The organism is Dielma fastidiosa, assembly GCF_003475485.1.
Taxonomy (GTDB): domain Bacteria; phylum Bacillota_I; class Bacilli_A; order Erysipelotrichales; family Erysipelotrichaceae; genus Dielma; species Dielma fastidiosa.
Map to the genome: position 1 here is coordinate 387,294 of NZ_QRQL01000001.1, position 18,155 is coordinate 405,448.

An 18,155-nucleotide genomic window follows, 5' to 3' on the forward strand; every position below is an offset into this window, starting at 1 on the left:
TCTATGAAACAGAAAAAAGAAAACAGAGTAGCTTTGCTGCTCCACTGGGCCGGTGAGCAAAAAATCTGGCTGTTCCTGGCAATTTTTCTATCGGCGGTCAGCGGTCTTTGCATTATCGTCCCTTACATTGGAATTTACCGGCTGATGGACGCCACCTTCAATCATACCTGCACGCAGGAACTTGTTGTACATACCGTGGTAATGATTGCAGTGGCGGTAACTTTGCGGTTTGCCCTGTTTGGCTGTTCCGGCGTAGCAGCCCACAAAGGGGCCTATGGCGCTCTTTTCAAAGTGCGCTGCATGGTTGCAGAACACATGGCCAGAGCGCCTTTAGGGGCCTTGAATGAACGGCGCACCGGGGACATAAAAACGGTTCTGAATGAAGATATTGAAAAGTTGGAGCTGTTTCTGGCCCATAACCTTCCTGACCTTGTGTGCTATCTGGTGGGGCCGGTAGTCATCTTTATTTATCTGATGACCGTCAATATTCCTCTGGCATTGATTTCCCTGGTTCCGCTGATCCTTGCTGTTGTTGTAATGGGGATGATGTTCCGCAATACGGATGACCTGATGGAACGGGCCAATCACTCCATTACCACACTGAACTCGGTTATGATTGAGTACATCAGCGGCATGAAATTGATTAAAGCCTATAACATGGGGAGCAAATCGTTTCAAAAGTTTTCAGACGCTATCCAGGAAGAAAATGCCATGTGGAATGAAACTTCCCGGCGCATGGGGCCACCTTATGCGGCCTTTGTTGTTATCATCGAATGTGGGATGTTGATAATGGTTCCAATCGGCGGAATGTTTTTCCTGAAAGGCTCACTGGCTGCCAGCGCATTTTTGCTGTTCGTCTATGTAGGTTCCATGTATCTGACGGAAATACGCCCCCTACAGGAACTGGGGACTAATTTTGCCAATGTGCTGAACGCTGTTACTAAGACCAAAGAGATACTGGATATTCCAATTTATGAGGGTGGAGCGGACTTTCCCCAAAATCACGATATTGAACTTCGGAATGTTCGGTTTTCCTATGATGGCAAGACCGATGTACTGCAAGGCGTTAATCTCAAAATTAAAGATGGTGAACGCATGGCCCTTGTGGGACAGTCTGGTGCCGGTAAAAGTACCGTGATTGAGCTGATCTCCCGGTTCTATGATGTGCAGGAGGGCGAAGTGCTGATTGGCGGGAAAAATGTAAAGGAACTCAATTATGATACTATCCTAAAAAATGTCGCCATTGTGTTCCAAAAGACCTTCCTGACCCGTGACAGCGTTTTAGAAAATATCCGCATGGGCAGTAACGCCACTCTGGAAAAAGTACGGACCGCCGCAAAAGAGGCGCAGATTGATGATTTCATCATGTCTTTGCCGGATGGATATGACACGAAGGTGGGCAGCTTTGGCTCTCGCTTCTCCGGCGGTGAAAAACAGCGGATTGCCATTGCCCGCGCTATCCTGAAGAATGCCCCCATTTTGATCTTAGACGAGGCCACAAGCGCCTCTGACCCGGAAAATCAGATGGAGATTGACAAAGCCATTCAAAATCTCTGTAAGGGAAAGACTGTCATTGTGGTAGCCCATCGTTTGAGCGCGTTGAAGATGTGCGAGCGTGTAGCAGTGGTTGAAAATCACACAATTACCTGTGTCGGAACCCATGAGGAAGTCCGAAAGAACAATGCTTACTATCGGAAGGCGTGGGAGGACTACGAAACAGCCCGGAATATTACTTATCAGTTGGAGGGAGGCGAGCAGCATGAGTGAGCATGATGTATTGAAAAAGAACCGTAATTTTTATATTGGCGTTGGCGGGACTGTTCTGGAAGGGCTTCTCTCCGGCAGCCTGTTTATGCTGCTTTACTCTGTCATGCAGTTTTTGTGGTCGGGACAATTTGACATGAACCGTGTCCTGGTTCTGACCTGTGTGATCGCGGTGGTTTTTCTTCTTCGTATCCTGATTTACAGCTATGGCTATACCAAAGCGCAGATCGGCGGTGCAGAGGTCAGCAAGAATACCCGCCTCTTTATGGGCGACCATTTGAAGCGTATCCCGCTTTCCCGGTTTACCCAGGGACAGACCGGCGATTATATCAATACCATCACAAGCGATGTAAACAACTATGAAAAAATCCTGACCCATAAGATCGGTGATATGGCAAAGAGTTTTGCACTTTCGCTCATGCTGATTATTTTTGTGATGACCATTTATGTGCCTGCCGGAATTATCCTGCTGATTGCCGACTTGCTTTTGATCCCTGGACTGTGGCTTTCCTTCCGTATGGTTCGGAAGTATGGTAAAGAAAAGAATGATATTTGTGCAGAGAATGTCAGCAGCATTGTGGAGTATGTGTCTGGTATTCAAACTTTCCGGGCCTATGGCGTAGGTGGTTTGAAGAATAAAACCGTTATCAACGCTATGCGGGAGTTCTGTCGGATCAGCTTTGTGTACGAATCAAAAGTGCTTCCTATTGGTGCGGTCTTTGGTATTTTGAGTTGGCTGTCCTGCCCGCTGGTTATCTTGCTGGCCTATGCACCCTGGGTCGCAGGGACACTGAACACGGTGGACTACCTTTTGATTTGTATGCTGCCCCTGTTCTGTGCAAAGCTGGCTAACTCGATTTTTGTAGACCTCACCAGTTATAAGAACCTGATGATCTCGAAAAACAAAATCTTGAGTGTAATGAATGAGCCGGAGGAAACTGGCAGCATGGAGCCGCTTCACACAGCTACCCATGAAATCACATTTGACAATGTAGATTTTGAGTATGTTCCCGGTGAACCTGTACTAAAACACGCCACCTTTACGGTGCCAGATCAAAAGCTCACGGCCATTGTCGGAGACTCTGGCTCTGGCAAATCTACTATTTTGAATCTGATTGCAAAATATTATGAAGCAACGGGCGGGACGATTTCTATTGGAGGTAAACCCATTAACCATGTTGCCGCAGAGCGTGTACTGGAACAAGTTTCTATGGTAGACCAGGACGTATTTCTTTTTGACGATACCATCCGGGATAATATCCGACACGCCCGCCCTAATGCTACGGACACGGAAATCGAGGATGCTTGCCGGGAGGCTAACTGTGACAGCTTCATCCGTAAGATGGAAAAGGGATATGATACGCCGACTGGTGAGAACGGAAATCTTCTCTCTGGCGGTGAGCGTCAGCGAATTTCAATAGCCCGCGCTATACTGAAAAATAGCCCCATCCTGCTCTTGGATGAAGCAACAGCATCTCTTGACATTGAAAATGAGCTTGCCGTAAAGCAGGCCATCGCTAATCTATTAAAAGAGAAAAAGACAGTGGTAATGATTGCTCATACCCTTTCCATTGTCAAAAACGCTGATCAAATTCTTGTAATGGGTGATGGCAGGATTGCTGAATCTGGAACCCACGAGGAATTGCTTGCGAAAGGCGGAAAATATGCTGCTATGTGGAACGCAGAGAAAAAAATATCGGCTTGATAGAAGCTAAAGAAGAATAATTGCATAGCGCATGAACCTGCCCCGACTATGGGGAAAGAAAAAACGCTGGCTGGGGCAGGTGATTTTGCGCGCCTATTTTAAGTTATTATCCTAACGGCGGTTTTGAGAAATCAGAGCCGCCGTTTCTTGCGTATACCTAAAAGGAATCTTCCGCATCTATCCACATTTGCATCGTTCCATCAAGATACAATCTTGCATACTCAAGTGGTTCATCAATGGCAAGTGCGTTTAATGCACAGTCAGATCCGGGAGTAGTTGTTAAATTCTTCTCCGCTTCCCAGCAGTCAATGCGGAGCATATAGCCAGCAGAAGTATAAACATCAATGCTGTTGCGTTGTGGATTGTATTCTGCAAATATCGTTCTCATCGTATCAAATCTCCTTATCGTTCAATCAATCATTTGTTGCAAAAATCAGAAGCATTTCAATCAGTTCACCATGTCACTTTTATTTTGTGTTATACTGTTTTATAAGATTTTCTTTCCCTTGTTTTTTCCCTTATCAGAGTTCGTAAACACTCATGGGACAATATAATACAAGGGAAACAATAAGGGAAAGCTCACCTGCGACAAACTTAGTGTTTTCAAGGGCTTGAGAGATATTTGATAATAAAATATAACAGTTATTAAATCCCTTTGAATATATGAAATCTCAATTCAAGTTTGAATAATCTTTGCGAAAATTGCTGCTTCATCTTCATATGCGTATAAATTACTGCCATAGGCGCATCGCTGAAGATTTCCCTTTTTCTCAGCAATTCTTCCATAATTGCCAATATTGATTCTAGGAATTCCTTTTACCTGTTCAACCATCTTTAATAAATCAACAGGATTGGCCACTATCAGCAATATTTTCAATTTATCTGAACGCGGATCATTGATTAAACGAACCGCATCATCAATGCTTTTAATTGCTACCTTAATATTAGAAGGAGCAGCCATCATTAATGATTTTTGAACAATACTATTGGCTGCTGCCGCATCATTAGCTACAATGATACGATCCACACCAGTATGTTTCGACCATTTAATAGCAATCTGTCCATGAATCATGCGTTCGTCTAAACGTATTAGATTAATCATTCTATGCCTCCTTTCTTTTAGAAAAAATCATCATCACAAAATTGTGTTTGGTCATCTTTTACAATTAATAATGCTTTGCGGCTATTTTCAACTAGCTGATTCATTGCCTTTTCATCCAATGGTTCCAATTTCATTGCCAGCTCTAAAATCAAAGCTAAATTCACCCCTGTTATCAGTGTAGTATTTTGATGCTTCAAATAAGTAAACATCGCTTGATTGACACTGCCGCCATATAAATCTGATAATAGAAATACCTGATCTCTTTCATCAACATTGCGATAGAAATCATCCAATTTAGATTGTACAGAATGTTCATCAACGTAAGCATCAAAAATAGTAACATTTGATGAATCACCTAAAAGGATGTCCAAAGAGCTTTTAAAACCACTGGCTAGATGACCGTGTGTAGCTAAAAAAATTTTAATCATGTGCCTTCCTCCTGCCCTTATTTTCACATTACAGGCAACTTATGTAAACGCTTACTTTTTCATTCGATATCGTGAAACTCATGCTTTTTCACGAATGCTGATGAAAAAAAAAAGCGGAATTGCTTCCGCTAAGACTGATTCTCAATAATATCGTCGAATAATTGATCATAGGCGGCTGAAGTATCGCTAAGCATCAAATCAAAATAGCCATCATTTTCAATCAGCCGATCTAATATTGAATTAATCAATTTAATCTTAGATAAATCATAACCATAATCTATGGATACTACTATTGCATACTTGGCAAATTTGCTAACCCGATAAAATTCAATAAATTCTTTCTTGGTATGAGATATATCACAAAAAATAATTAAACACTGCCGTTTAACATAAGAAATGAGTGAGTTTTTCCAAAGGATAGCATTTTCAAGTTCAGTCAATTTACTTTCTGCCGCATGACGAAAACATATACATTTAACCAATGCATTAAAATTATCACTTACCACATCTTCTGTGATCTTAGTAATTCGCTTCATAAAATCCAATATATGACGATCATAGCCAGATTTAAAAACTTTCCCATAAAGGTCATCCTGGGCTAAGCTAGTCATTGATGTGTAAGCAACAAATTTAATTGGATAACGTTTGTAGTAATCATTTTTATCACAGATTACACAATCAAAATCGTCGAAATTCAAGCTTCGCATCTCATAAAGATTTAATACAGCAAGGCTTTGAATATAACGGCTGAATTTCTTGTTTAAATCATTGGCTATATAGCCTGCGACAATTCTGCCTGCCGTGGAAACAACAGCAATATTTTGACGATGATACTCATAATTCACCTGTTTTAAAATATATTCAAAAACAGAAGGAATGATTGATAGATTCATGACGTTGACAGAACAATTCACCACACTGCTTAGATGATAAATAAATACCCGCGTTAATTCTAAAGCCAAGGGTGTAAAATTATAATTCTCATATTTTGAATAGATTACCAATTGAATTTCTTTATTTGAATCCATTCGATGTCTGAGAGTCAAAAGCAACACAATAGATAAGAAATCGCGTTCAAAAGATGCAAATAACTCAGAAGCAAATAATTCTTGCCAAACCGTATTTTTCAAGCAGTCTAATGTACTTTGTAAATTCTGTGATGCTTTTAATAGATAGACTGGTGGGATGGTTTCAACATCACGATGCCGGCTTAAATCGATATCACGATGCGTCAGCAGCATGCGTGTAAATGCTATAACTTCATTTTCGTCATACCATTTACCTGCCGCAATCAGCGGATCATTGAATATCTTTTGTACTACTGAATATTCGTATAGTTTTTCTGTTTCATCAATCTCTTCATCAGTAAAGGCGGATAATCGGCAATTAGCCGCATTGCGTCTTTTTGCCAAGCATATATATGCTGAAAGTTTTTTGGTTGATAAATCGTTAATGACAATTTGTTCAGGACGCAGAATATTTAAGAATGCATGCCGAATATTTTCATATTCCTGATCATCTTCATAAAATAAGGAATTAAATTCTTTCACAAGTAATGCATCATCAAGACCATAATAATTATCACAAAAAGCTTCAAGCATTGCCTTACGGCGCTGAAGCTCACTGCCCTTGACCTGAATTGCATCATTTACGACTTTCAGCTTTAAATCATAAGATTGAAGAAATTCACGAATCCAGTCAAAATCACGTCTAAGTGCAGACTGTGTCAAATGTACTTCATCTAAGAGATCCGCATATTCTAAAGAAGGGACTGCGAGTATTTTCTTCAAAATAAATATTCTCAGCTTTATGCGGCCAACATCTTTATCAAAGAAAAACTCATAGCTGCGCTCAATCATTAATTTTAATTGATTGCCTCTCCCTTGATCCTCAATAATTAATTGATATCCGCGGCCTGGAATTGATTCAATAAAACCAATTAGTTCTTGGCGCAAATAAGCATTTAATGATTTGATATCTTCCTTTATGGTACGTGAACTGCATTTTAAATTCTCTGCTAATTCTTCAGAAGTCAGAAATGTTTGTTTAGATACAAAAAATTCATATAGAATTGCAATATACCGTCCAGAATACAGATCCATAAGCTTTCCTCCTGATTACTCCCCCTTATTCCTCATCACCGCATCCATTTCAGCCTGTGTGATCATGCCTTCCTTCACCATCGCACTCAGCACTGCCTTCTGCTTATATATCGTTTTCATCGTTAAATTGCTTAACTGCAAATAAGCCGGTGACTGCGGAATACCAGCAAGTGTAGATGCCTGATCTAAATCAAGCTCTGCTGGTGATACACCATAATAATTATATGCTGCGTCATAAATGCCGAAATTATTGTCCCCATAGTTAATAATATTAATATAAAGCTCTAAAATCGTATCCTTATCATAACGGCTTTCCAAATCATGCACAACAAATAATTCAGAAAACTTTCTGATTAAAGAGGGTTCATAGCCAAAATACATATTCTTAGCCAGCTGCTGCGTAATCGTAGAACCGCCGCTGTTTATTTGCTGAGTAAAAATAAGATCCTTGGCAATTCGCAGCCACGCGATGAAATCAACACCGTGATGTTCATAAAAACGCCTGTCTTCAATAGCAACCGTCGCATCTTTCAAATAATCAGAAACCTGCTTTAATGATACATAATTTTCATCCGCCTGGATTTGTGCAACCTTATCCTCAATACTGATTGATTGTATTGCTGTTTTATACTGAAAATAACCTAAAGTAGTAAAAATCAGCACCACCGCCAAGATCAAACAAAGAATAAACCGTATTAACTTCTTAATCATAATTTCAAAAAAACACAGCTAAGGCTGTGTTATTTGTTCGCATTCATCGATTTCATGATCTGTTTGATCTGTGCCTCAGATGGTTTACGTCCCATTTGTAAAAACATTGCACGAATCATTTTCTCATTGATTGGCGGATTTTCTCTCAATTCTTTTTCAAACTTCTTCTTGGTGAAATAGAACCCTAATGCTCCACCAATAATAAGACCCAAAAGCGTATATAATATAGACTCCAACATAGGTATACTGCCTCCTAACATCATAACCTATTTTACACGATTTTCACCGCTTTGACAATACCCCCAGCCAGTGAACACCTTGATTTTCATCAATGACACACCAACATCTTTCATATCGAAGCAGATATTCAAGAAATGGATTATCATCTAAGGTATTGGTGATCAGCAGATCTTCATATACCGTTAATGAATAATTTTTTCTGAGATATTCATTGCGTAAATAAAGTGTATCTGCTTCTGTACAGATACACTGATCCTCAAAGAATGAACTGCAGCCAGCTAAAATTGTTTCAAAATCATGAAAGCGAAAGAACGCCTGCTTCTGATTGCGGTCAGCATTGGCCAGCGTATGCAGCAGCACTTTATCATTTCCCTTAAATATTTTTGCGGAATCATTAATACACGCAATTAATTGAATACTCATTCTGATCACCCACTCCTTATTTTAGTGGAAACCAAGAGCGGATTTTGTCGAAAAACGACTAAAATTTTTCAATTGTGACAATTTTACCTAATTTTTTTAACTCTTCACCCATTTTTTCGATGACCTTGATCTTCTGACTGAGTGAAATCGGCGAATAATTAATTGAAGCATGGGCAATATTATCGGCGGTTCCTAAAAGGAAGTGAACCGCTGTGCAGTCGCATAAAAGTGTGTGGGCCAATAAGAAAGCCCCATCGTTACGGTCTGCTTCGATAAATTGCTCATAATAATCTCTTGATTTTGCACATTCCTCAAGATACTGCAGTGCCTTGCCAATCGTCAATGCACCCTCAGTAACCAAATCAATTCCCTTGATTCTGGCAATCGGCGGTACATCACCGGTAAAGCTAAGCAGATCATCCATTTTGATTTCTTCATGGAGATAACGTGAAATGATCTGTGAAGTCGTGCCGCCGCAGACAATTTTCTTGCCGGTAGCGCTCATTAGTTTACGAGCTACAACCTCATCATCTTCTTTATTTACCGGCGGGCCAACCATCATCATTGTTTCTTTTGGCTCAAGAATATGCGCAACCGCTACCGTGGAATCATCTCCCGGCAGTCCCTGATACAGATCATTAACCGCATGCAGCAGATTCCAAGTCGTCGTTCTGGCATTATCGTTATAATGCTGCATCGTTAAAAGATGCTGAGTGATTTCTTTCTTATCCCAGCCAAAATTCAAAATTGAACCAACCCCGGCATGAACGATGCCGTCAGAAAATAAAATCAATCGATCTCCGGGTTCAACCATAAAATGCGCTTCCCGAACCTTCTTCTCTGAATGCACATGAATTTCTCTTTCAAAAGTACCAGCCCGGCTGCCCTGCAGAAAAATCACATCAGGACTGTCATACTCCGCCAAATAAACACGGCCGTCATAAAAAATCTGGACGATGATAAAGGTCGAATAGGCAACGCCGCGTTCACGGCACACCGGCAGCGTAGCCGTGATTGTCTGAATGGCTTCTTCAATCGTTGTTCCTTCCGCAACCATCGTTGATAAGATTTCAGAAGTAAGCGTCGCTAATATATTTGCTTTTACCCCACTGCCAAGACCATCGGCAAGCACTAAAATGCAGGAATCCGCGTTGCGGACAATTTTCACCCGGTCACCGCATAATTCCTCATACTTCTTATTTAAAGAAGCGGTATATGTCTCAACATGGATATTCATCACTCCGATTCTCCCTCAATCGTCTTATTAAGGTTAGTCAATACGACCTTTGTCTCAGCGGTAGTCTCACCAAGCAGCGAAGCGATTTCCTGAACAACACGCATCTGTTTGTCAATAACCTTTTGCGTGGAGGCAATTGTATCACGGCGCAGCTGTTTCAGTTTTTCTTCCTGCTGCATCTTTTCGGTCAGATCCATCAAAATGATAAAGCTGGCATTTTCTTCCTTAACCGGAATAACAGCATGCTCAATCACCTTACCGGCATCGGGATATTCCTCAATAAAATACTTAACCCCATCTAAATGATCCAGCACATCACTGATCTGTCCAGATGGCAGGATGGATTGAATATCAAATCCCTTAACACTGAAATTCTGCAGTTTTAAAAGCTTAATCGCCGAAGGGTTAATCTCTTTTACTTTCCGGAAAGCATCAAGCACAATAATACCATTCGGTGTATGTTCAATAATTAAATTAGAAATAGATTCTGCATTCTCTAAAGCGTATGGCAGACAATGCTTCGGATCACTCTTGCCAAGCAATACCGCAATTGCCTTTTCACGGCATGTATCATATCCGCAGGCGCCGCAGTTGAGCTGTCTTGAATAATCCGCCTTGCCCATCGACTGCAGAACTTCATCAATTGCCGCTTCACTGAATTCAGGCTGATCAACATGATCATCCTGCCATTTAGCACTCACCGGCAGCGAGCAGTCCTGATAATCGATTTTCCCAGCTTCCTCAGCCTTTAAAATACGCGTTTGAGCCAACCATTCATTTTCCTTGTAAGCATATAAATACGGGCCGCCCAGACAGCCGCCTAAGCAGGCATTCATCTCAAAAAAGAATCCTTTAAGATGGCCGTTTTCAATTGATTGAAGCGCCGTCTGACAGCGTTCGATACCTTCTACGGCTAATCGCTTATAGCCGCTGAAATTATCAATCGTCTTAATAATACCGCCGCTGATTGGATAAAGCCGGGCAATATTTTCCTGTGGCTCAATAGCTTCTTCATCATAAAGCTCCGTATCAAGCAGCCATTCATCCATTTCCGGCATACTGATCACTGCGTCAACACTGCCGGTAAAGCGTTCATCCAATGCTTCATTCTGCTTAGCCACACATGGACTCAAAAAAACCACTTTCGCATTCGGATATTTTTCCTTAAGCATTCTGCCGTGAATAATCATCGGTGACGCGATGGGACTCAGCTGACTAATCAATGATGGATATTTTGTCTCAATCAGCCTGACAATCACCGGACAGCATGTTTCAATAATATTCGTCATCGACTGCTCACGCATTAAACCGACATATTGTGACGATACTACTGCAGCTCCCTGCGCGGTTTCCTCAACCGCACTAAAACCCACCTCAAGCAGTGCCTGCTTCAGCTTACTGAAATTAGGCCATACAATTGGATAAGACGGCGCTACTGAGATAACAACTTCTTCCTTAGCCTTAAGCCATGCTCTCACACGCTCAAGATCACTGCGCACCTCTTTTGCACTTTGCGGACAGAACAAGTAACAGCGGCCGCAAGATAAGCATTCTTCTTCAATGATTTCCGGGCTGCCGCTTTCAAAAGTAATTGCCTTAGTCGGACAGTTACGGACGCATTTAAGACAGCTTTTACAATTATTTTCCTTTAATGCGATGATTTTACTCATAACAATTCCTTTAATTCAGGTTCAAGCAGATCTACCACATTATAAAGCGTAGCACCCTCAAGAATCTTGCCATTCACTTTAATACCCAGACCTTTCGTACACTGTCCCATACAGAAAGCGCCCTTAAGCTGTACCTTTTCCTCTAAATGATGTTCAGCGATATAATTCTTCAACAACTCTACGACTTCATTACTTCCCTTCACGAAACAACTGCTTCCAATACAAATTTCAATTGTTACCATAACTGTTTCCTCTTTCCTTAGATTATTTATGAAGATTAATTTTAGAGAAATCAAATGTTTCCAGTGTTGCTTTAATCGGTTTATCTTTGATTGCGGCATTTTCTTTAGTCATGCGCTGTTTTACTTTCATTGGATTTTCAATCGTTGCCGGTCCGCAGACACAGCCGCCCGGACAGCACATACCCTCAAGAATATCAGCGTTAAAACGCCCTACTTTCATCATCAGCAGATTCTTTTTGCATTCTGCTGCACCATCGGCATAAAGTGAGGTAATCGCATCCTCATCAGCACATTCCTTGGCCGCCTGTGCAACCGCCTTGCTGACACCGCCGCCAATGGCAAAGCCGCGGCCATGAGCGCTTGGTTCATCGCCTTCACGCGGTTCAACACCTTCAACATCAATATGCTGAGCCGTCAGCATTGCTGCCAGCTCTTCAAAAGTAAGTACATAGTCAACCACTGAGAAGTCTTCCATCGCTTCCTGTTTTTTCGCAACACACGGACCGATAAAGACTACTTTTGTATCCTTGACTGACTTGATATAACGAGCGATTGCTTCCATCGGTGATACCATCTTGCTGACATTCTTTTCATAGATTGTCGGGAAATGCAGACGGGCCATATTCACAAAAGCCGGACAGCATGAAGTTGTCATCTGTACGCCTTCTGCCTTGTGATGCAGCAGATCCTGTTTTTCATACCAGGCAACCGCATCAGCACCGCTGGCAGCCTCATATACCTCATCAAAGCCAAGCAGCCGAATTGCCTGCTTGATCTGCGGCAATGTTGCATTATCCATCTGACCTTGAATCGCCGGAGCAATAATGGCCGTCATAGAAGCCTTGTCACGAAGCTGTTCAACTACCGGCACCATTTGGCTCATATCCTCAATGGCTCCGAATGGACAAACTGACTGACAGGCGCCGCAGTTGATGCACTTACCTTCATCAATCTTGGCAATATTATACTCATCCATTGAGATTGCATCTACCGGACAGCTCTTACGGCACGGTCTTTGCGTCTCAACGATTGCATGGAATGGGCAGGCATTAACACAAGCGCCGCATTCCTTACATTTATCATAATCGATATAGGCAGAATCAGATCCCATCCGCATCGCATCAAAACGACAGGAAGCCAGACAGCTCTTAGCCATACATTTGCGGCAGTTATCAGTCACACATATTTTATGAATCGTACAGCCGTCACATGCCGCTTCCAGCACTCTGACAATCTGCTTTGGATTATGCGGCTGATTGCTTACAATCGGTGTTTTGCCAGCTGCCATTCTGGTTCTTTCACGAATGATTTCCCTTTCCTTATAGACACAGCATCGAAATGAAGCCTGACTGGTAGGAATCAGCAGCATAGCTAATTCATCGGGTGTTGATTCACTTAGCCTTCCTTCGAAAGTACGGCGTGCAACTTCTCTTAATACATCAAATTTGAATTGTCTCGCTTCATGTGTAAATAAGCTCATAATTTTCTCTCCCTTTTTTAATTGTCAAATTCTTCACATAGTGGATGAATTCAGACTATACGAAAAACATAACATGAGTTTTCATGTCAATTATATCACATGTTTATCCGCATTAAAACGCTTCTATCTTAAGAAAATGATTTCCTGCATAAAAATTTTAAGAAATTATCCATCCTGATAAACAAGACAGACATCCGCATCATAAATCTCACTTCTGCTTATAATAAATAGTTCAGGCAAAAGAAAAAGACTGCATTACGCAGCCTTGTGTTCTTATAACGTACCTGATTCTTTCACTGAAGCAATCAAGCTGGACAAATTCTGAATTTCACTTGGAATAATCAGCTTCGTAGCCTGTCCGTCAGCTACCTTCTGCAGTGCTTCTAAACTCTTAAGCTTCAAGACTTCATCAGAAATCGTTGCCGCACTCAATACATTTAATGAATCAGCCAACGCCTTCTGAACTAATTCAATTGCCTCAGCCTCACCTTGCGCTTCACGAATCTTCTGTTCCTTAACCGCTTCCGCTCTCAGAATCGCTGATTCCTTTTCACCTTCAGCAATTAAGATTTCACTTGTCTTACGGCCTTCAGCCTGCAGGATTGCTTCACGGCGTTCACGTTCAGCCTTCATCTGTTTCTCCATCGCATCCTGAATTTCACGCGGCGGCAGAATATTCTTCAGCTCTACACGGTTAACCTTAATTCCCCATTTATCAGTTGCTTCATCAAGAATCGCACGCATCTGAGTATTAATTAAATCACGGGAAGTCAATGTGCCATCAAGATCCAAATCACCAATGATGTTACGCAGAGTTGTCGCTGTTAAATTCTCAACAGCCATCATTGGATTGTTGACACCATAAGCATAAAGCTTCGGATCAGTAACCTGGAAATAAACAACAGTATCGATCTGCATCGTAACGTTATCCTTAGTGATAACCGGCTGCGGATCAAAATCAACTACATGCTCCTTCAATGAAATCGTAGTTGCTACACGTTCCATAAATGGCAGCAGGAAATGAACCCCTGTACCCCATGTTGTCTGATAAGCCCCTAAGCGTTCTACAACAACAGCCTGACTTTGATTAACAATCCGCACATGGAATGCCAGGAAAGCAATAATAAACAGCAAAAATAATCCTATAACGATCCAAAACATAATTTTTTCTCCTTTTTTATTAAGCCATCTTCACAAGGCACTTAACACCTTCGATGGATTGAACGATAACTTTCTCACCAGTTTTAAAACAGTGTCCGTCAATGCTCTTAGCAGCCCAGTCCATATTATTGACCAAAATTCTGCCTTCAAGCGTTAATGGATCAAATTCTTTTGTTACTAATGCCAGCTGACCGATGTTGCTTTCTGTATTGGTCGCAACAAACTTGCCGCTCATAAATTTCTTAAGCAATGGTCTTAATGCAATCAGTGTCAATAAAGAAACAATGATAAAAATAATTATCTGATGATCAAATGACACATCGAACAGTGAAACCAGTAATGAACAGGCGCTGCCAACCACAAACCATACAGCTACCAGCTGCTGTGTAATAGCTTCAATTAAGATGAATGCGATACACGCAATGATCCAGAATATTAAAGTTGGTTCCATAATGTCCTCCTTTACATGTCTTATTATAACATTTTCACAATAAATGTATAGCTCTATGACTAATCTGTAAGACTATTCATTCATCATATATGATTGCTGTATATCTTTAAATCAGCTATAATGAATTTAATGAAAAAGGGAGAAGTTTATGAAGCATATATTTATCATTAACCCTACTGCCGGCAAAAGTGATCAGACAAAGCATATCGCAGCGATGGTCAACAAAATATTCATTGAAGAAGCCGTTGAGGGTACCTATCGCATTGAAGTGACAAAAGGCGTTCATGACGCTACCGATATTGCCAGGCACTATGCCATGAGCAATGAGCCGGTAAGAATTTACAGCTGCGGCGGTGACGGCACGCTGAATGAGATTGTCAACGGCATCGTTCATCATGAAAATGTTGAACTAGCGCCGGTTCCCATCGGCAGCGGCAATGATTTTGTGAAAAGCTTCGGCAGTCAGGCTATGGATGCTTTCCTTAATCTGAAAGAATTAATTAAAGCACCAGCCCGCAAGATTGATCTGCTTGAGGTGAATGGTCATTTCAGCATCAATGTGATTAATATTGGTCTTGATTCAAGTATTGCCCAGAATATGGTACGTTTTAAACGGCTGCCTTTTATCAGCGGTGCCAAGGCTTATGATATTTCTGTATTTTATTGCTTCTTAACATCTATTAAGAATCATTTTGAATTGATTGCTGACGGCATTCGGCTGCCGCATAAGAACTATACCTTCGCGGTCATGGCAAACGGCCAATATTACGGCGGCAGCTATCGGGCAGCCCCATGTTCAGACATGCAGGACGGACTGATCGATTTAGTATTGATCCCCTCGGTATCAAGGCTTAAAATTCTGCAGCTGATGAATGTCTACAAGCGCGGTGAGCATCTTCAAAAGCAATATCAAAAGATTGTCCATTACCGTCAATGCCATGAGGTACAGGTAGAAGCTGAGCATGAGATCAACGTCTGTATCGACGGTGAAATCAAACAATTAAAAAACCCTAAAATCATTGTCCACCAACAGCATCTGAAGCTGATTGTGCCATCCTTAGAAAATAAAACGCTGTAAGCATCAGCTTTGAGCGTTTTTTTCATATTCAAGATAAGGTGAATACATCATCATCGCATGGTTAGAAAGCAGAAATTCTTCATGAAGCAGCTGACCATCAAGGTCATAAACTTGACGGTACAGCTCATTATGCCGGCTGTATCCCCATGTTTCAGCTTTCATCTCATGATTTTTCTCGATAATTTTATAGCTGACATCAAGGGGTGCCAAAGCACGCCACGAACCGATCAGCATCGTTTCTCCAACCTCTACATTTAATTGATAATCCTGATCCGTATCATTGCGGATCATCAAATCTCCATGCGGGTAGAAACAGGTAGCACCGCTGCCAAAGGGCTGCGTGCGGTTGGCATCCGGGAATACATCATAGCCATGGCGATGCCGTTCAATGATTGTCAAAGGTGTATGAATGCTCATCCAGAAGATCAGATTGGAAAGCTGACATAAACCGCCGCCGATGCCGTAACAAAAATGTCCATGATCCAAAATCATGCCATCTACATATCCCTTACGCCTTGTCGGCTTGCCGATTAGCTGCCAGTAACTGAATACCTCATGCGGATGAATCACAATGCCGTTGATTTTTTTGACCGCTAATTTTAAATTAATAATTTTATTATATTGATATTGCATCTCAACATCTTTCAGCTCGCGCAGCAGCGGTGTCTGATGCTTAAAAATCACATAAGGCAGCGGCTTTTGAAACTCATGCGCAAACTGCTTTTTCATCCTTACCCACAGCAGCCGTCTTTTCATCCCATAATAGACCATCCCTGCTTTGGCTCTCAGCATTGAGCGCTGCAAGGGTTTGGTTAATTGCTTCTCCATAATGATTCTCCCTTTTGTAACATTCTATCATAAATCACGATATTAACTCAAACATTAAGAAAAAACGATAATCACTATCGATTACCGTTTCTTTAATTTATGCTATTCAATAGCTGCTTTCAATACAGCCTCAATAGCCGCAATACTTGGTACACCTTCATGGAGTTTCTGATCATCTACAAAAAATGTCGGAACATACCAATAATCGTAGCCCTTTGTTTTTTCTTCTTCCTTCTGCTCATCAATCACTTCAATTTCAACATCCCGATATTCAGGATGTTCCTTTTTAAGCTCATCAAGCATTTCAAAAGCTTTCTTACAATGCGGGCATGTAGATAACATCATCATTTTTACGTGTTTCATTGAATCACCTCAATGATAGTGTACCACTTTTACTGCTAACTGCCCATTTTATTGACTTGATTAACGATTTCATCCCAAGTGGCCCGGCCGATCTTGCCGTCAATTGCCATATTATTCAAATATTGGAACTGCTGAACCGCAATTCTTGTAGCATTGCCAAAAGCACCATCGACAGTTACCGGACGCAGACATGGATTCACCGATGCGATGCTGTTAATATATTCCTGCATCTTAAATACATCGATTCCCGTATTACCGCTTGTCAGATAATAAGAACTGCTGGCTACTGGAATATTAGTTGTAACCCCTAATAATTTTAAGGTTTCCATGATTGTATCCCAAGTATTGCTGCCGATGACACCATCTGGATTTAAACGGGCAAACACTTGAAATTCTTTAACTGCGGTAGCCGTTTTCGTGCCGTAAATGCCATCCTCGCTCTGAGCGGTACGGATATAACCGGCACGCTGAAACATATTCAAATAAGCCTGCATCTTATTAACGGCAATGCCGCGGTCGCCCTGCTTCAAGATATAACGTGTGTACATAATAAATCTCTCCTTTCAAGCTATCTTATGAAAGAAGAGACACAATGTATAGGCTAGAGATATTTCTTATCAAAATTCATATCCGCTTCACTTAAATATTTACCGCTGGCTTCTGACTGCAGGACATAAAAGCGATCCTTGCTGCGGCCATAGGTAAACCAGAAAGAAAGCACTGAGAAACAGACCCATTCAATGATTGCCGCACCAATACTCAGCTTTAAAAAGAAAAATGAAATCAAAAAAGCTAAGGAGCCGAAACAGATGCTGATATAAATAAGCTGACGCTTAATATGTTTATATTTATCTTTCATAAAGGCAATCTTTTGCTGAATAAAAGTTTCCATTTCTGTATCCATAATAAAATTAGTAAATATGAGTTCCGACCGTCTTTTCTTAGGCTTCAGCTGATTCATGCACCAGATTTCATTTGCCCGCAGACAACAATAGGTTGCCGCGTTTTTATTGCCTTCTTCCTGATATAATACACCTAAAAGCCACATTAAAGTACAGTATTCCTCATCATCTGTTACCCCCTTCGCTAGCTCAATGCTTACTTCATCACGGCTGAGCAAATGGTTAATCAGATATTTATTTTTTAATTCTTTTATGGATTCACGCATAG

The 18,155-nt window shown here is 41.2% G+C and carries 20 protein-coding genes; 3 read left to right on the forward strand and 17 right to left on the reverse strand.

Features of this window, described 5'->3' with window-relative positions:
• The first annotated feature begins 3 nt into the window (after positions 1–3).
• Positions 4–1,767, forward strand: coding sequence for an ABC transporter ATP-binding protein (locus DWZ33_RS02045; RefSeq protein ID WP_015524537.1), 1,764 nt, complete (start codon positions 4–6; stop codon positions 1,765–1,767).
• On the forward strand, positions 1,760–3,469 hold the full coding sequence (locus DWZ33_RS02050; protein WP_015524538.1) for an ABC transporter ATP-binding protein: 1,710 nt from the start codon (positions 1,760–1,762) through the stop codon (positions 3,467–3,469). The genes DWZ33_RS02045 and DWZ33_RS02050 overlap by 8 nt, the downstream gene beginning before the upstream one ends.
• Before the next feature lie 157 nt (positions 3,470–3,626).
• Here DWZ33_RS02050 and DWZ33_RS02055 read toward each other — a convergent pair whose 3' ends face one another.
• The 13 genes from DWZ33_RS02055 to DWZ33_RS02115 all read right to left on the reverse strand — a co-directional run bounded on the left by DWZ33_RS02055 (position 3,627) and on the right by DWZ33_RS02115 (position 14,716).
• Positions 3,627–3,857, reverse strand: a complete 231-nt coding sequence (locus DWZ33_RS02055; RefSeq protein ID WP_009203541.1) for a DUF6061 family protein — start codon at positions 3,855–3,857, stop codon at positions 3,627–3,629.
• A 288-nt stretch (positions 3,858–4,145) separates the two neighbouring features.
• Positions 4,146–4,571: a PTS sugar transporter subunit IIB gene (locus DWZ33_RS02060; protein WP_118453610.1), complete on the reverse strand. Its 426-nt coding sequence runs from the start codon at positions 4,569–4,571 to the stop codon at positions 4,146–4,148.
• 17 nt (positions 4,572–4,588) lie between these two features.
• On the reverse strand, positions 4,589–4,999 hold the full coding sequence (locus DWZ33_RS02065; RefSeq protein WP_118453611.1) for a PTS sugar transporter subunit IIA: 411 nt from the start codon (positions 4,997–4,999) through the stop codon (positions 4,589–4,591).
• A 128-nt stretch (positions 5,000–5,127) separates the two neighbouring features.
• Entirely contained in the window at positions 5,128–7,101 is a 1,974-nt protein-coding gene (locus DWZ33_RS02070; protein ID WP_118453612.1) for an HTH domain-containing protein, read from the reverse strand.
• A 15-nt stretch (positions 7,102–7,116) separates the two neighbouring features.
• Positions 7,117–7,812 carry a biosynthetic peptidoglycan transglycosylase gene (locus DWZ33_RS02075; RefSeq protein ID WP_118453613.1) on the reverse strand — a complete coding sequence of 232 codons (696 nt, stop codon included), beginning with the start codon at positions 7,810–7,812 and terminating at the stop codon, positions 7,117–7,119.
• A 29-nt stretch (positions 7,813–7,841) separates the two neighbouring features.
• The gene (locus tag DWZ33_RS02080; RefSeq protein ID WP_022937548.1) at positions 7,842–8,051 is read right to left on the reverse strand and encodes a YneF family protein; all 210 of its coding nucleotides are present in this window, start codon (positions 8,049–8,051) and stop codon (positions 7,842–7,844) included.
• A gap of 43 nt (positions 8,052–8,094) precedes the next feature.
• Complete coding sequence (locus tag DWZ33_RS02085) at positions 8,095–8,475, reverse strand: hypothetical protein (protein ID WP_022937547.1); 381 nt, start codon at positions 8,473–8,475, stop codon at positions 8,095–8,097.
• Positions 8,476–8,533: 58 nt separating this feature from the next.
• Complete coding sequence (locus DWZ33_RS02090; RefSeq protein ID WP_022937546.1) at positions 8,534–9,712, reverse strand: SpoIIE family protein phosphatase; 1,179 nt, start codon at positions 9,710–9,712, stop codon at positions 8,534–8,536.
• Positions 9,712–11,382, reverse strand: a complete 1,671-nt coding sequence (locus DWZ33_RS02095; RefSeq protein WP_022937545.1) for a [Fe-Fe] hydrogenase large subunit C-terminal domain-containing protein — start codon at positions 11,380–11,382, stop codon at positions 9,712–9,714. Before DWZ33_RS02095 ends, DWZ33_RS02090 begins: the two co-directional genes overlap by 1 nt.
• A complete protein-coding gene (locus DWZ33_RS02100; protein ID WP_084744396.1) occupies positions 11,379–11,723 on the reverse strand; it encodes a (2Fe-2S) ferredoxin domain-containing protein in 345 nt (114 codons plus the stop codon). Before DWZ33_RS02100 ends, DWZ33_RS02095 begins: the two co-directional genes overlap by 4 nt.
• Positions 11,647–13,104, reverse strand: a complete 1,458-nt coding sequence (locus DWZ33_RS02105; RefSeq protein WP_022937543.1) for a 4Fe-4S dicluster domain-containing protein — start codon at positions 13,102–13,104, stop codon at positions 11,647–11,649. Before DWZ33_RS02105 ends, DWZ33_RS02100 begins: the two co-directional genes overlap by 77 nt.
• A 273-nt stretch (positions 13,105–13,377) precedes the next feature.
• A complete protein-coding gene (locus tag DWZ33_RS02110) occupies positions 13,378–14,265 on the reverse strand; it encodes an SPFH domain-containing protein (RefSeq protein ID WP_022937542.1) in 888 nt (295 codons plus the stop codon).
• 19 nt (positions 14,266–14,284) lie between these two features.
• On the reverse strand, positions 14,285–14,716 hold the full coding sequence (locus tag DWZ33_RS02115) for an NfeD family protein (RefSeq protein ID WP_022937541.1): 432 nt from the start codon (positions 14,714–14,716) through the stop codon (positions 14,285–14,287).
• A gap of 148 nt (positions 14,717–14,864) precedes the next feature.
• On the opposite strand from DWZ33_RS02115, the gene DWZ33_RS02120 reads away from it, so the two are divergent.
• Positions 14,865–15,794 carry a diacylglycerol/lipid kinase family protein gene (locus DWZ33_RS02120; protein WP_022937540.1) on the forward strand — a complete coding sequence of 310 codons (930 nt, stop codon included), beginning with the start codon at positions 14,865–14,867 and terminating at the stop codon, positions 15,792–15,794.
• A 3-nt stretch (positions 15,795–15,797) separates the two neighbouring features.
• Here the strand turns inward: DWZ33_RS02120 and DWZ33_RS02125 are convergent, their stop codons facing one another.
• From DWZ33_RS02125 to DWZ33_RS02140, 4 genes are all read right to left on the reverse strand, one after another.
• Complete coding sequence (locus DWZ33_RS02125; protein ID WP_118453614.1) at positions 15,798–16,622, reverse strand: VanW family protein; 825 nt, start codon at positions 16,620–16,622, stop codon at positions 15,798–15,800.
• 102 nt (positions 16,623–16,724) lie between these two features.
• Positions 16,725–16,985: a glutaredoxin family protein gene (locus DWZ33_RS02130; protein ID WP_022937538.1), complete on the reverse strand. Its 261-nt coding sequence runs from the start codon at positions 16,983–16,985 to the stop codon at positions 16,725–16,727.
• 35 nt (positions 16,986–17,020) lie between these two features.
• Positions 17,021–17,533 (reverse strand): peptidoglycan-binding domain-containing protein, encoded by a 513-nt coding sequence (locus DWZ33_RS02135; protein WP_022937537.1) that lies wholly within the window; start codon positions 17,531–17,533, stop codon positions 17,021–17,023.
• A 53-nt stretch (positions 17,534–17,586) separates the two neighbouring features.
• Positions 17,587–18,153 carry a hypothetical protein gene (locus DWZ33_RS02140; protein WP_022937536.1) on the reverse strand — a complete coding sequence of 189 codons (567 nt, stop codon included), beginning with the start codon at positions 18,151–18,153 and terminating at the stop codon, positions 17,587–17,589.
• Positions 18,154–18,155 lie beyond the last annotated feature (2 nt).